This window comes from Intrasporangium calvum, assembly GCF_028446585.1.
GTDB lineage: Bacteria > Actinomycetota > Actinomycetes > Actinomycetales > Dermatophilaceae > Intrasporangium > Intrasporangium calvum_A.
The window spans coordinates 40162-55651 of sequence record NZ_JAPFQL010000003.1 but is presented as its reverse complement, the minus strand read 5'-3'; the positions used below and the strand labels follow the sequence as shown (position 1 = coordinate 55651).

Genomic DNA, 15490 nt, shown 5'->3' with positions numbered 1-15490 from the left:
AAGGACGGTGAAGATGTCGCCGCATACCCGCCAGCGCGCACTGTTCAGTGCCCAGCCGGAGGACTCCGGGTTGTACCGCCGCGAGTTCGAGCACGACGCCTGCGGGGTTGCCCTCGTCGCGACGATGAGGGGCGAAGCCGGCCATGACATCGTCGAGCACGCCCTGACGGCGCTGCGCAACCTCGACCATCGCGGCGCGACCGGCGCCGACCCGCTCGTCGGTGACGGCGCGGGCATCCTCACCCAGGTCCCCGACGCGTTCCTGCGCGAGGTCGTGCCCTTCACGCTCCCCAACCCGGGGGCGTATGCCGCTGGGCTGGCCTTCCTGCCCATGGACCCCGCCGCTCGGGTCGCCGCCAAGGCGCGGATCGAGGAGCTGGCGGTCGAGGAGCACCTCAAGGTGCTCGGCTGGCGCGAGGTCCCGGTCGACGCGGACCTCGTCGGTGAGGCGGCACGCGCCTGCATGCCGCACTTCGAGCAGCTCTTCGTCAGCTCGGCCATGGGCCGCCAGGTGGCGCTGGGCCTCGACCGGCTGGCCTTCGGACTGCGCAAGCGCGCCGAGCGGGAGGCGGAGGTCTACTTCGCGTCCCTGTCCGCGCGGACCATGGTCTACAAGGGGATGCTGACCACGGGCCAGCTCGAGCCGTTCTTCCCCGACCTGTCCGACCCCCGCTTCGCCACCGAGCTCGCCCTCGTCCACTCGAGGTTCTCGACCAACACCTTCCCGTCGTGGCCGCTCGCGCACCCCTACCGCCTCATCGCGCACAACGGCGAGATCAACACCGTCAAGGGCAACCGCAACTGGATGCGGGCCCGCGAGAGCCTGCTCACCTCCGACATCATCCCCGGGGACCTCGAGCGGCTCTTCCCGATCTGCACCCCCGGCGCCTCGGACTCGGCCAGCTTCGACGAGGTGCTCGAGCTGCTCCACCTCGGTGGCCGGTCGCTGCCGCACGCCGTGCTCATGATGATCCCGGAGGCGTGGGAGAACCACGACCTGATGGACCCGGCGCGACGCGCGTTCTACGAGTTCCACTCGATGTTCATGGAGCCCTGGGACGGCCCGGCCAACGTCTGTTTCACCGACGGCACCCTCGTCGGGGCCGTGCTCGACCGCAACGGCCTCCGACCGGGGCGCTACACCGTCACGGACGACGGCCTCGTCGTGCTGGCCTCCGAGTCCGGCGTCCTCGACCTCGACCCCGCGCGCATCGTCCAGCGGGGCCGGCTCCAGCCGGGCAAGATGTTCCTCGTCGACACCGAGCACGGGCGCATCGTCAGCGACGACGAGATCAAGGGCCAGCTCGCTGCGGGCAAGCCCTACGCCGAGTGGCTGCATGCGGGCCTCATCCGGCTCGAGGACCTGCCCGAGCGCGAGCACATCGTCCACACCGCGGCATCCGTGGCCCGGCGGCAGCAGACCTTCGGCTACACGACCGAGGACCTGCGGATCCTCCTCGCGCCGATGGCGAAGTCGGGCGCCGAAGCGCTGGGCTCGATGGGCACCGACACGCCGATCGCGGTCCTGTCGTCCCGTCCGCGACTGCTCTTCGACTACTTCACCCAGCTCTTCGCCCAGGTCACCAACCCGCCGCTCGACGCGATCCGGGAGGAGCTCGTCACCTCGCTGGCGACGACCATGGGGCCGGAGGGCAACGCGCTCTCGGCGTCGCCGGCCCACGCCCGGCAGGTCGTCCTCCAGTTCCCGGTCATCGACAACGACGAGCTGGCCAAGATCGTCCACATCAACGCCGACGGGGACCTGCCCGGCTATGCCACGCACGTCGTCCGCGGCCTCTACGACGTCACCGGTGGCGCAGCCGCCATGCGTGAGCGGCTCGACGAGATCTTCGCGGAGGTCTCGCAGGCGATCACGCGCGGCGCCCGCTTCGTCGTCCTCTCCGACCGCGACTCCGGACGCGACCTCGCGCCGATCCCGTCCCTCCTGCTCACGTCCGCGGTGCACCACCACCTGATCCGGGAGAAGACGCGGACCCAGGTCGGTCTCATCATCGAGGCAGGCGACGTGCGCGAGGTGCATCACGTCGCGCTCCTCATCGGCTACGGCGCGGCCGTCGTCAACCCCTACCTCGCCATGGAGACCGTCGAGGACCTCGTGCGGTCGGGGCAGATCGAGGGCGTCTCGCCCGAACAGGCCGTCAAGAACCTCATCAAGGCGCTCGGCAAGGGCGTCCTCAAGGTGATGTCCAAGATGGGCATCTCCACCGTCGCCTCCTACCGTGGTGCGCAGGTGTTCGAGGCGATCGGCCTGTCCCAGGACCTCGTGGACCGCTACTTCACCGGGACCGTGTCGCAGCTCGGCGGCGTCGGCCTCGACGTCATCGCCCAGGAGACGGCGGCGCGTCACGCGAAGGCCTACCCGGCCGACGGCGTCTACCAGGCGCACCGCGTGCTCGAGGTCGGTGGCGAGTACCAGTGGCGCCGCGAGGGCGAGCCGCACCTGTTCGACCCCGAGACCGTCTTCCGCCTCCAGCACTCCACGCGGCAACGGCGCTACGACATCTTCAAGGAGTACACCGAGCGGATCGACGACCAGACGTCGCGGCTCATGACGCTGCGCGGCCTGATGGCCTTCAAGCCGACCGGCGTCACCGGGCGGCTGCCCGTGCCGATCGACGAGGTCGAGCCGGTCAGCGAGATCGTCAAGCGCTTCAACACCGGTGCGATGAGCTACGGCTCCATCTCGCAGGAGGCACACGAGACGCTGGCGGTCGCCATGAACCGCCTGGGCGGGCGGTCCAACACGGGTGAGGGTGGCGAGGACTTCGACCGGCTGCTCGACCCCGAGCGCCGGTCGGCCGTCAAGCAGGTCGCGTCCGGCCGGTTCGGGGTGACGAGCCTCTACCTCACCCACTCCGACGACATCCAGATCAAGATGGCCCAGGGCGCGAAGCCGGGGGAGGGCGGGCAGCTGCCCGGCCACAAGGTCTATCCGTGGGTGGCGAAGACCCGGCACTCGACTCCGGGTGTCGGCCTCATCTCGCCGCCTCCCCACCACGACATCTACTCGATCGAGGATCTCGCGCAGCTGATCCACGACCTGAAGAACGCCAACCCCGCTGCCCGGATCCACGTCAAGCTCGTGTCCGAGGTCGGCGTGGGCACCGTGGCGGCCGGCGTCTCGAAGGCGCACGCAGACGTCGTGCTCATCTCCGGACACGACGGGGGCACCGGCGCCTCGCCGCTCACGTCGCTCAAGCACGCGGGGGCTCCTTGGGAGCTCGGGCTCGCCGAGGCGCAGCAGACCCTCGTGCTCAACGGGCTCCGCGACCGCATCGTCGTGCAGGTCGACGGCCAGCTGAAGACCGGCCGCGACGTCGTCATCGCGGCCCTGCTCGGGGCCGAGGAGTTCGGCTTCGCGACCGCCCCGCTCGTGGTCTCCGGCTGCATCATGATGCGCGTCTGCCACCTGGACACCTGTCCGGTCGGCATCGCGACGCAGAACCCCGAGCTGCGGGCCCGCTTCACGGGCAAGCCGGAGTTCGTCGAGACGTTCTTCGAGTACATCGCCCAGGAGGTGCGCGAGCACCTGGCTGCGCTCGGCTTCCGGTCCATCGAGGAAGCGGTCGGGCAGGTCACGAGCCTCGACCTGGACAAGGCGATCGCCCACTGGAAGGCGTCCGGCCTCGACCTGGCGCCGATCCTCGCCATCGCCGAGAACCCGACCGGAGGCACGCTCTACCAGTCCAGCGTCCAGGAGCACGGGCTCGACAAGGCACTCGACAACGAGCTGATCACGCGGGCGCTGCCCGCCATCGAGGGCCGCGAGCAGGTGCGGACCGAGATCGCCGTGCGCAACGTCAACCGCACGGTCGGGACGATGCTCGGCCACCAGGTGACCCGCGCTCATCCTCACGGGCTGCCGGACAACACCATCGAGCTCACGATGACCGGCTCGGGCGGCCAGTCCTTCGGGGCCTTCCTGCCGGCCGGGGTGACGATCCGGCTCTTCGGTGACGCCAACGACTACGTCGGCAAGGGACTGTCCGGTGGGCGCGTCGTCGTCCGTCCGCACCGGGACACCGCTCTCGTCGCGGAGGAGAACGTCATCGCCGGCAACGTCATCGCCTACGGCGCGACGACCGGCGAGCTGTTCCTCAGAGGGCTGGTCGGCGAGCGGTTCTGCGTCCGCAACTCGGGTGCGAGGGCCGTCGTGGAGGGGGTGGGGGACCACGGCTGTGAGTACATGACCGGTGGCACCGTCCTCATCCTCGGGGCGACCGGACGCAACTTCGCCGCCGGGATGTCCGGTGGCGTCGCCTACGTCCTCGACCTGCGCCCCGACCTCGTCAACCACGAGATGGTCGACCTCTCCCCGCTGCGTGCCGGTGACGAGGAGGTGGTTCGCGGGCTTCTCGCCGACCACGTGTCCTGGACCGACTCGCCCGTGGCGCAGCGGCTGCTCGACGACTGGGCCAGTGCCCGCGAGCGTTTCACGCTCGTCCTTCCGCGCGACTACCAGCGTGTTCTCGACGTCCGGGCCGAGGCCGAGGCCGAGGGCCTCGACCTCGATGGCACCGACGTGTGGAACCGGATCATGGAGGCTTCCCGTGGCTGACCCGCAAGGTTTCCTGAAGACCCGGCAGCGCGAGCTCCCGGCCCGTCGTCCGGTCCCGGTGCGCATCCGGGACTGGAAAGAGGTGTACGAGGAGCAGGAGCTGGGTCAGCTCCAGCGTCAGGCCGGCCGCTGCATGGACTGTGGCATCCCGTTCTGCCACCAGGGCTGCCCCCTCGGCAACCTCATCCCGGAGTGGAACACCCACGCCTGGCGCGGCGACTGGCCGAGCGCCATCGAGCGGCTCCACGCGACGAACAACTTCCCCGAGTTCACCGGGCGGCTCTGCCCGGCACCGTGCGAGACGGCCTGCGTCCTTGGTATCAACCAGCCCGCCGTGACGATCAAGCAGGTCGAGGTCACGACGATCGAGCAGGCGTTCGACCGGGGCCTCGTCCGTCCGCTCCCGCCCGAGCGGCTGTCGGGCAAGACGGTCGCCGTCGTGGGGTCCGGCCCCGCGGGCCTGGCGGCGGCCCAGCAGCTGACGCGGGCGGGCCACACGGTCGCGGTCTTCGAGCGCGCCGACAAGCCGGGCGGGCTGCTGCGTTACGGCATTCCCGAGTTCAAGATGGAGAAGTCGGTCCTCGACCGGCGCCTGCGTCAGATGGAGGCCGAGGGCACGCGCTTCCGCACCGGGGTGGCGATCGGATCCGACATCACGGGCCGGCAGCTGCGCGACCGCTACGACGCGGTCCTCCTCGCCGTCGGGGCGACGGTGCCCAGAGACCTCAGCGTCCCGGGGCGGGAGCTCCGCGGGATCCACCAGGCCATGGAGTACCTGCCCCAGGGCAACCGGGTTGCCGTGGGGGAGACCGTGGCCGACCAGATCCTGGCCACCGGCAAGGACGTCATCGTCATCGGCGGCGGCGACACCGGTGCCGACTGCATCGGCACGGCGCACCGTCAGGGCGCCCGGTCGGTCACCAGCCTCGAGATCATGCCGCAGCCGGGGGACGAGCGGCCCGCGAGCCAGCCCTGGCCGACCTACCCGATGCTCTTCCGCGTCGCCAGTGCGCACGAGGAGGGCGGGGACCGCATCTACGCGGTCAACACCACGGAGTTCGTCGACGACGGTGCCGGACAGGTCGCAGCGCTTCGGCTCGTCGAGGTCGAGTTCGTCGACGGGCGCCCGCAGGCCAAGCCGGGGACCGAGCGTGAGATCCCCGCGCAGCTGGTGCTGCTCGCCATGGGGTTCCTCGGTCCCGAGGGTCCGGGGGTCGTCGAGCAGCTCGGCGTCGACCTCGACGAGCGGTCCAACGTGCGACGGGACAAGAACTACATGTCCTCGGTTCCCGGGGTCTTCGTCGCCGGTGATGCCGGACGCGGACAGAGCCTCATCGTCTGGGCCATCGCCGAGGGTCGAGCCGCCGCTGCCGGAGTCGATGCCTGGCTGACCGGCTCCAGCTCGCTCCCCAGGCCGATCGCTCCCACGGACCGGCCGCTCACCGTCTGAGCCGGTCCTCCTCCTGGCCCCCTGACCGGGTCCGCGGCGCCACCTCGGCTGTCGTCGCGGACCCGGTGGGGGACCCCACCGGCCACGGTTCGCCGTGGTGGATACTTGGCGAGGCATGACGTCACCCGCCGCCACGCCCGCGACTGTCCCGACGAGTCATCCGACTGGGCTCGTCAGCCGGTCGCGCCCCAGCCCCCAACGGCTTCTCAACGACGCGAGGCCCCTCGTCCCACAGGGCGAACCCGCACCGTGACCCACGTCACATCACCCATAAGGTTGAGCCATGCGTCGCGCCAAGATCGTCTGCACGATCGGTCCCAAGACATCCTCCCCCCAGCAGCTCCGCGCCCTCGTGGACGCGGGCATGGACGTTGCCCGTCTCAACCTCTCGCACGGTGAGCAGTCACTGCACGCCCAGGTCTACCGCGACGTGCGCGCCGCCAGCGACGCGTCCGGCCGGGCCGTCGGCATCCTGGTGGACCTGCAAGGCCCCAAGATCCGCACCGGCCGCTTCAAGGAGGGCCCGGTTGAGCTCTCGCCCGGCCAGCGGTTCACCATCACGACGCGCGACATCGAGGGCAGCGAGACCGAGGTCAGCACGACGTTCAAGGGGCTGCCGCAGGATGTCCGCCCCGGCGACGTCCTGCTCATCGACGACGGCAAGGTGTGTCTTCGTGCCGTCGACGTCACCGACACCGACGTCGTCACCGAGACCGTCATCGGGGGCGTGGTGTCCAACAACAAGGGCATCAACCTGCCCGGCGTGGCCGTGAGCGTGCCGGCCCTGTCCGAGAAGGACCGTGACGACCTCAGGTTCGCGATGCGTCTCGGCGTGGACATGATCGCCCTCTCCTTCGTGCGCTCTGCGGACGACATCGCGGACGTCCACGCGATCATGGACGAGTTCGAGCGCCGCATCCCCGTCATCGCCAAGATCGAGAAGCCGCAGGCGGTCGACAACCTCGAGGAGATCGTCGCGGCATTCGACGGGATCATGGTCGCCCGAGGCGATCTGGGCGTCGAGATGCCGCTCGAGGACGTCCCGATCGTCCAGAAGCGTGCCTGCGAGCTCGCCCGGCAGGAGGCCAAGCCGGTCATCGTCGCCACCCAGGTGCTCGAGTCGATGATCGAGAACCCCAGGCCGACTCGGGCCGAGGCGTCCGACGCGGCCAATGCCGTGCTCGACGGAGCCGACGCCCTCATGCTCTCGGGCGAGACGTCGGTCGGGGCCTGGCCGATCGAGGCCGTGATGACCATGGCGCGCATCATCGAGTCCACCGAGGAGCACGGGCACGACAAGATCTCGCCGATGCGCACCCCCATGACGACCGTCGCGGGGGCCGTCACGAAGGCGGCCATCGACATCGGTGACGTCGTCGACGCGAAGTTCCTCATCACCTTCACGGAGACCGGCGGCTCCGCGCGGCGGCAGGCCCGGCTGCGGCCGCGACGCCCCATGCTGGCCTTCACCTCGGAGCCGCAGACCCGTTCGCAGCTCGCCCTGGTGTGGGGGATCGAGACCTACCTGGTGCCGAGGATGATGCACACCGACCAGTTCGCCATGCAGGTGGACCTCAACCTGATCCCCGAGGGCCGCGTCGCCGAGGGCGACCGTGTGCTCATCGTCGCCGGATCGCCCCCCGGGATCCCCGGCTCGACCAACGCCCTGCGGGTCCACCGCGTGGGCGACGCCGTGAATCGGGCCGCTCCCGCCTACAACCCGGACGAGGTCACCGGCTGACGGGTCGGTCGCTTCGTGCCGGGATCCGCAGCGCGGGTATGCTGGCCCGGCACCTCGGCCGGGGTGGTGGAATGGCAGACACGGAGCACTCAAAATGCTTTGGCCGCAAGGTCGTGCGGGTTCGAGTCCCGCTCCCGGCACACAGATAGGGTTGGACACGTGAGCACAGACGAAGGCACGGCACGGCAGCAGTCCAGTGACAGCGGGGCGACCCGCGTCCTCGTCGCCGAGGACGAGGCGCTGATCCGCCTCGACCTCGTCGAGATGCTGGGGGAGCAGGGCTACGACGTCGTCGGCCAGGCCAGCAACGGCGAGCAGGCGGTCGAGCTGGCCAAGGAGCTGAAGCCCGACGTCGTCATCATGGACGTCAAGATGCCGGTCCTCGACGGACTCTCCGCAGCGGAGCAGCTCCACGAGGCGAAGCTGTGCCCCGTGATCATGCTGACGGCGTTCAGCCAGACCGAGCTCGTCGAACGCGCGCGGGACGCCGGGGTGATGGCCTACATCGTCAAGCCGTTCACGGCCGACGACCTGAGGCCGGCCATCGACATCGCGCACTCCCGTTGGCTCGAGCTGACCGCCCTCGAGGCAGAGGTCGCCGACCTGGGGGAGCGGCTCGAGACGCGCAAGCTCGTCGACCGGGCCAAGGGCGTGCTGATGAGCCAGCTCAAGCTGAGCGAGTCCGATGCGTTCCGCTGGATCCAGAAGACGGCGATGGACCGGCGACTGGGGATGAAGGAAGTGGCGGAAGCGGTCATCAACGGTTTTCCGACCACCTGAGTCGAGTGTCCGCTCACCGGACGTCGCACCCCTGATCAGGTACGGAAGTCACGGTCCGGTCACCGATCGGTGTGAAGGGGGTGACGTGGCGCACGTATACCTCTAATGTCCTGCTCAGCCCTCGACCAGAGGGATGTGTGACATCAGGAGGACAGCAGTGCGTTCCCACATGAAGTTTGCGGTGCCCGTGGTGGTTGCCGCTCTGGCCCTGAGCGCCTGTGGCACTCGCGGCGAGGAGCCGGGCGCCGGCTCGACCGGCGGCGATGGTGCCAAGAAGACCGTCAAGATCGGTGTCATCGCACCGCTGTCCGGTGACCTGTCGGCCCTCGGCAAGGGGATCCAGCACTCGGTGGAGCTCGCGGTCCAGCAGGCCAACGCGGCCAACGCGATCCCGGGCTGGGAGATCAAGGTCGAGGCCGTCGACGACGAGGGCAAGGCCGACGTCGGCAAGAACGGCGCCACGAAGCTCGCCGCGGACGACGACGTCGCCGGTGTCGTCGGCAACCTGAACTCGAGCGTCTCCCAGCAGACCCAGCCGGTCTTCGCCGCCGCCAACATCGTCCAGGTCTCCCCGGCCAACACCGGTCCCTCGCTGACGCGCGGCGCCGACGGCAACACGCGGCCCTACAAGACCTTCTTCCGCACCTGCACCACGGACATCACGCAGGGCGCCTTCGCGGCGAAGTTCCTGCTCGACCAGGGCATCAAGAAGGTCGCGACGATCCACGACAAGAAGACGTACGGCCAGGGCCTGGTCCAGTACTTCACCGAGGCCTTCAAGGCAGGCGGCGGCGAGGTCGTCGTGGCCCAGACGATCAACCCGGACGAGTCCAACTACGCCCCGGTCGTCTCCAAGGTCGCCCCGGCCAAGCCGGAGGCCGTCTACTACGGCGGTGAGTACCCGCAGGCCGGTCCGCTCTCCCAGCAGATGAAGGCCGCCGGCCTCAACGTCCCGCTCATGGGTGGCGACGGCATCTACGACCCGACCTTCATCCAGCTCGCGGGCGCCACGTCCGAGGGTGACTTCGCCACGTCCGTCGGCGAGCCGACCGACGCCACCGAAGCCGGCAAGAAGTTCCTCGCCGAGTACGAGGCCGCCAAGTTCGCCGAGCCGTCGGCTGCCTACGGTGGCTACTCCTACGACGCGGCCAACGCGATCATCGAGGGTCTCAAGGTGGCACTCAAGGACGCCTCTGACGTCAAGAGCGCCCGTCAGGCCATCGTGGACGCAGTCGGCCAGGTCTCCTTCGCCGGTGTGACCGGTCAGGTCGCCTTCGACGAGTTCGGTGACACCAAGGTCAAGGTCATCTCCGGCTACAAGGTCGAGGGTGGCAAGTGGACCTTCGTGAAGTCGGAGAACCTCGGCTGACCCGGATCAACACTCTCTGACACGTTCGGCCAGGGGCGGGCCACACCCGTCCCTGGCCGAATTCGTCACGAACGAAAGGTGGTCCCGGCGTCATGACAGATCTGCTACAGCAGCTGGTCAACGGCCTGACCCTTGGTTCCCTCTATGCCCTGATCGCGGTCGGTTACACCGTGGTCTACGGCATCGTCCAACTCATCAACTTCGCCCACGGCGAGGTGTTCATGATCGGCGCCTTCGGCGCGCTCGCCACGTGGACCCTCCTCTTCCAGGGCACGACGGCACTCTGGGTGCTCCCGATCATGATCCTCGGCGCCGTCGTCGCCTCGGTCACCGTCGCAGTGGTCATGGAGCGGATCGCCTACCGGCCGCTTCGGGGCGCCCCTCGGCTGGCCCCGCTCATCACCGCCATCGGCATCTCCGTGGCCCTGCAGGAGGCGGTCCGCCTCTTCTACCCCGGGGCCAAGAGCAAGATCCCGTTCCCCCAGATCGACGTCGTGACCGGCCCGGCGCTCTCCTTCGCCGGTGTGACCGTCCAACGGGCCGCGGTCTTCACCGTCGGCGCCCTGCTCATGAGCGCGGCCCTGCTCTGGTGGTTCGTCAACCACACTCGGACCGGACACGGCATGCAGGCCGTCTCCGAGGACAAGGACACGGCCCGCCTGATGGGGGTCAATGTCGATCGCATCATTGTCATCGCCTTCGCCCTCGGCGCCTTCCTCGCTGCGATCGCCGGCGTGGCCCAGGGCCTGCTCAACGCGAACGTCGACTTCCGGATGGGCTTCCTGGCCGGCCTCAAGGCCTTCACGGCCGCGGTCCTCGGCGGCATCGGCAACATCCAGGGGGCCGTCGTCGGCGGTCTCGTCCTCGGTGTCGCCGAAGCGCTCGCCGTGGGCTTCATTCCCGGACAGTTCGGCGGATCGGCATGGAAGGACGTCTGGGCCTTCGCCCTCCTCATCATCGTCCTCGTCTTCCGGCCGCAGGGCATCCTCGGCGCACGGGTGGTGGACCGCGCATGAGCACGTCAACTGACATCGAGACGACCTACGCCGACGATGCGGAGAAGGTCAGCCTCTGGGATCGCATCGGTCGACCCGTGGCACCCTTCGCCTGGCCCATGGTCCTCGCCGGCGCGGTCATTCTTGCTGCCGGCTGCTTCCTCAGCTGGAGCTACACCGACGAAGTCCTCGGCGACCTGTCGATCGACTTCTACCCCGGTGCCGTCCAGAACCTGATGATCATCGCGGCGGTGCTTGCCGTGATCTTCGCGCTGATGTACCGCGGGCCGTTCTCCCGGCTGGGTGAGTGGCTCGCGTCGGCCACCGCGCTGCGCGTCCTCGGCCTCGGCACGACGGTGTTCATGGCCCTGGTCATCGCCCTCATCGGCGTCCAGGCGGGCGGGCTCGTCAACGTCATGCCCGGAGCGTGGATCTCCTTCGTGGGTGCGGTGCTGATCCTTCTCGGTGCCGCCGGGCTGACCCCCCGCGCCTCGAAGGACCCGCTGCACGCACACCTGCCGTCGTGGCTGGAGATCCTCACGATCGTGGCGCTGCTCGCGATCGTCCTCTTCGGTGCCGCCTACGTCCTCGACATCGAGGACGGCACCGTCTTCTCCCTCGTGGTGCTGTTCACCGGTCTGGTCGCGTTCACGTTGACCCGAGCCGGGTTCTTCACCTGGGTGGGGATCATCGCGCAGACGCATCGCCGCGTCCTCATGCTCGGTGCGGTCGCCGTGGCGTTCCTCTTCCCGTTCACCCAGGACGGGTCGGACGCGAACATGTCGATCGCCACCCAGGTGCTGATCTTCGCCTCGACGGCGCTCGGCCTCAACATCGTCGTCGGTCTCGCCGGCCTGCTCGACCTCGGCTACATCGCCTTCCTCGGCGCCGGAGCCTACGTCGGGGCGATGTTCTCCCACTCGGCGTTCGCCACGATCGGCTGGAAGCCCAACTTCCTGCTCGTCGTCATCTTCGGCGCCCTCGTGTCGGCGACGCTCGGTCTGATCATCGGATCCCCGACGCTGCGGGTGTCCGGCGACTACCTCGCCATCGTGACCCTCGCCTTCGGTGAGATCTTCCGGCTGGCGATGGGCAACCTCGACGGGCAGGACGGGCCGCGGCTGACCAACGGGCCCAACGGCATCCCGGCCATCCCCGACCTCGAGATCGGTTCGTTCAACTTCGGTGAGACGCACGAGGTCTTCGGGATCACGCTGGGCCGGTTCGCGAACTACTACTTCCTGCTCCTCGTCGTCGCCGCCATCATCATCACGGTCTTCACCCGGCTCAACAACAGCCGGATCGGCCGTGGGTGGATCGCGATCCGCGAGGACGAGAAGGCCGCCGAGGCCATGGGGGTCAACACGTTCGGGCTCAAGCTGTTCGCCTTCGCCGGTGGCGCGTTCCTCGCCGGCATGGCGGGCACCATCAAGGCCCACCACGATGTGTCGGTCACCCCTGACCAGTACATCTTCCTCGAGTCCGCCTTCCTGCTCGCAGCCGTCGTCCTCGGCGGTATGGGCACCGTGGCGGGCGTGCTCATCGGCGCGACGATCCTCAAGCTGATGCCGGAGAAGCTGCGGTTCGTCGCTGACTACCGCCTGCTCATCTTCGGTCTGCTCCTGGTCCTCATGATGCGCTTCCGCCCGGAGGGTCTCGTCGCCAGCAAGCGCCGGCAGCTCGAGTTCCACGAGGAGGACGAGGAGCTCGCAGACCGGGTCGAGGAAGTCCACCTCGTCGAAGAACAGGAGGCCAAGGCATGACCGCCGTCGACGAGACCATTCGCACGGACCGGCCGGACGACGGGCCGGTGCTCGAGGCGACCGGGGTCACGATGCGGTTCGGCGGTCTCACGGCCGTGAACAACGTCGGAATGACCGTGCGCCCGGGCGAGATCCTGGGCCTCATCGGCCCCAACGGTGCCGGCAAGACGACGTTCTTCAACTGCCTGACCGGCATGTACAAGCCGACCGAGGGCCGCGTCCGACTGCTCGGCAACGACCTGCCGCCGAAGCCGCGGGCGGTCGTCATGGCCGGCATGGCGCGGACGTTCCAGAACATCCGGCTCTTCGGCAACATGACCGCCCTCGAGAACGTCATGGTGGGTCGCTACTGCCGGACCAGCTCAATGGCGCTGACCTCGATCCTCCGAGGGCCGAAGTTCCGTCGTGAGGAGCGGGAGACGCGGGCCCGGGCGCAGGAGCTGCTGGAGTTCGTCGGCCTGGGCAAGTCCAGTGAGCACCTCGCTCGCAACATGCCCTATGGCGACCAGCGTCGGCTCGAGATCGCCAGAGCCCTGGCCACCGAGCCGAAGCTGCTCCTGCTCGACGAGCCGACCGCAGGCATGAACCCGCGGGAGACCCAGCAGGCCAGTGACCTGATCTTCCGGATCAGGGACAGCGGCCTCGCTGTCGTCGTCATCGAGCACGACATGCGCTTCATCTTCAACCTCTGTGACCGAGTGCTCTGTCTCGTCAACGGACAGGTCCTCGTCGAGGGGACCCCGGGCGAGGTGCAGTCCGACCCGCGAGTCATCGAGGCGTACATCGGCGGAGCCGCCGACGACGAGGAGGGAGACGCGTGAGCGCCATGCTCGAGGTCCGTGACCTCGTCGTCTCGTACGGCAAGATCAAGGCCGTCAAGGGCATCAGCTTCTCCGTGGACCAAGGGGAGGTCGTCAGCCTCATCGGCACCAACGGTGCCGGCAAGACGACCACTCTGCGGACCATCTCAGGGCTGATGCGACCGACGTCCGGGTCGATCCGCTTCATGGGCAAGCGGATTGACGACGTGGCAGCACATGACATCGTCACGCTGGGCATCGCCCACTCCCCAGAGGGGCGCCGGATCTTCCCCCGGCTGTCCGTCGAGCAGAACCTGCGGCTCGGTGCCTTCGCGCGGCGGGACAACGAGGTCGGCAAGGACCTCAAGGCGGTCTACGAGCTCTTCCCGATCCTCGAGGAGCGCAGCCAGCAGCCAGCCGGGACCTTCTCCGGTGGTGAGCAGCAGATGCTCGCCATGGGACGGGCCATGATGAGTCGGCCCAAGCTGCTCATGCTGGACGAGCCGTCGATGGGGCTGTCGCCCATCATGATGAAGCGCATCATGTCCACCGTGACGACGCTGCAGCAGCAGGGCACGACGATTCTGCTCGTCGAGCAGAACGCCCAGGCGGCTCTCCAGCGGGCCAACCACGGCTACGTCCTCGAGGTCGGCAAGATCGTCCTCAAGGGCAGCGGCAAGGAGCTCCTCACGAGCGACGAGGTGCGCAAGGCGTACCTCGGCGAGGACTGACCGGAAGCGCATTTCCCGTTGAGGGACGGCGGCCGCCTTGGGACCATCGGCAGATGGAGCACCCAAGGGGTCGCCGTTCCTCCCCGGGGCGGAGGGTGGTGCTGGCAGCAGCGCTGCTCGTGCTCGCCGTGGCGAGCTCGGCTGCCGCTTGCCAGACGACGGTCGGAGACGCGACGCCGACCGCGGCGGGCCTGGCATGGACCGAGATCGCCCTGCCCCAGGGCGTTCAGCCCGTCACCTTGGCCGCTGCCGGAGACGCGATCCTCATCGGCGCCCTGGCGGCCGAACGCCCGCGACCGCGGCTGTTCCTCGCGCGTGGGGACTCGCTCACGCAGGTGGTTGTCGAGCCGAGCTCGCCGTATGCGTTCGTGGCCCGGTGGCTCTCGATAGCGGTCCATGACGATCGAGTCGTCGCGGTGGCCGGCGCCCGAGGTGGCGCCCACGCCAACGTCCGTTGGACGGTCTGGCAGGGAGCGTTGGGTCCTCGTCCTCGGCTCGTCGAGCAGCCCCAACCCTTCGGCGTCTTCGGTGGGTGGGGCGCTGGGGACCTGACCGGGGCTGCCTTCGCGGGTGAGGATCCCGTGGTGGTCGGCGCCTGGGCCAGCGCGCGAACCGGCAACGACGTGTCGCTCTGGCGCGTCGCCGGCGACCGGTGGGACCGCCAGGACTCGACCGGCACCCCCCTCGGGAGCAGTCCCGAGGCTCTCAACGGGGCGAGGTCCGTCACCGCCCTCGCTCCGGCCGGGCTGGCTCTGGTCGGCTCGGTCACCGACCTCGCGACGGGCACGGTGCGGTCGGTGCCGGCTCTGTGGACCGCGCCTGCGCCGGCGGGACCCTGGACTCTCGTCCGACTTCCGTCGTCCCAGCCGATTGCCGAGGCGCACTCCGCGCGATGTGACGAGTCCGGGTGTCTCGTCGTCGGCGTCGACGGTGACGTCCTGACCGTCTGGCAGACGAGCGGATCGACGGCGACCCGGCAGGAGATCCCGTCGCTGACCGTCGGGGACCACCAGGCCGCCCCGCCCCCGGTCCGGCTCGGTGGCCGGACCTGCATCGTGGCGCCGGGGGTGCTCCTGGAGCGGGTCGGATCGGGCTGGCGGTCCCGTCCGGGGCCGGCTGGAGCCCCGGTGGCGGCGGCCGCCCTCGGCGACACCATCTATCTCGTGACCACGGTCGGCGACACCCTCAGCCGGCTCTGGTCCGCCCGGCCCTGAATCCGGCGCGACCCGAGAAGGGGACACCCGTGCGGGAACGAGCCCAGCGGCATACGCCATGGTGATGC

10 protein-coding genes and 1 tRNA gene are annotated in these 15490 nt (G+C 69.2%); all 11 read left to right on the top strand.

The window, feature by feature from the left end:
* Positions 1-13: 13 nt before the first annotated feature.
* The 11 genes from gltB to OO014_RS01295 all read left to right on the top strand — a co-directional run bounded on the left by gltB (position 14) and on the right by OO014_RS01295 (position 15422).
* Positions 14-4579 carry a glutamate synthase large subunit gene (gltB, locus tag OO014_RS01345; RefSeq protein WP_272460430.1) on the top strand — a complete coding sequence of 1522 codons (4566 nt, stop codon included), beginning with the start codon at positions 14-16 and terminating at the stop codon, positions 4577-4579.
* Positions 4572-6029, top strand: coding sequence for a glutamate synthase subunit beta (locus tag OO014_RS01340; protein WP_272460429.1), 1458 nt, complete (start codon positions 4572-4574; stop codon positions 6027-6029). Before gltB ends, OO014_RS01340 begins: the two co-directional genes overlap by 8 nt.
* A gap of 283 nt (positions 6030-6312) precedes the next feature.
* Positions 6313-7770, top strand: a complete 1458-nt coding sequence (gene pyk, locus OO014_RS01335) for a pyruvate kinase (protein ID WP_272460428.1) — start codon at positions 6313-6315, stop codon at positions 7768-7770.
* 57 nt (positions 7771-7827) lie between these two features.
* Positions 7828-7910 (top strand) — tRNA-Leu (locus OO014_RS01330).
* 19 nt (positions 7911-7929) lie between these two features.
* Positions 7930-8550 (top strand): ANTAR domain-containing response regulator, encoded by a 621-nt coding sequence (locus OO014_RS01325; protein WP_272460427.1) that lies wholly within the window; start codon positions 7930-7932, stop codon positions 8548-8550.
* Positions 8551-8719: 169 nt separating this feature from the next.
* On the top strand, positions 8720-9919 hold the full coding sequence (locus OO014_RS01320) for a branched-chain amino acid ABC transporter substrate-binding protein (protein WP_272460425.1): 1200 nt from the start codon (positions 8720-8722) through the stop codon (positions 9917-9919).
* Positions 9920-10011: 92 nt separating this feature from the next.
* On the top strand, positions 10012-10935 hold the full coding sequence (locus tag OO014_RS01315; protein ID WP_272460424.1) for a branched-chain amino acid ABC transporter permease: 924 nt from the start codon (positions 10012-10014) through the stop codon (positions 10933-10935).
* Complete coding sequence (locus OO014_RS01310; RefSeq protein ID WP_272460423.1) at positions 10932-12677, top strand: branched-chain amino acid ABC transporter permease; 1746 nt, start codon at positions 10932-10934, stop codon at positions 12675-12677. Before OO014_RS01315 ends, OO014_RS01310 begins: the two co-directional genes overlap by 4 nt.
* Positions 12674-13498: an ABC transporter ATP-binding protein gene (locus OO014_RS01305; protein ID WP_272460422.1), complete on the top strand. Its 825-nt coding sequence runs from the start codon at positions 12674-12676 to the stop codon at positions 13496-13498. Before OO014_RS01310 ends, OO014_RS01305 begins: the two co-directional genes overlap by 4 nt.
* 5 nt (positions 13499-13503) lie before the next feature.
* Positions 13504-14208: an ABC transporter ATP-binding protein gene (locus OO014_RS01300; RefSeq protein WP_272460530.1), complete on the top strand. Its 705-nt coding sequence runs from the start codon at positions 13504-13506 to the stop codon at positions 14206-14208.
* Between the two features lie 98 nt (positions 14209-14306).
* Entirely contained in the window at positions 14307-15422 is a 1116-nt protein-coding gene (locus OO014_RS01295; protein WP_272460421.1) for a hypothetical protein, read from the top strand.
* Positions 15423-15490 lie beyond the last annotated feature (68 nt).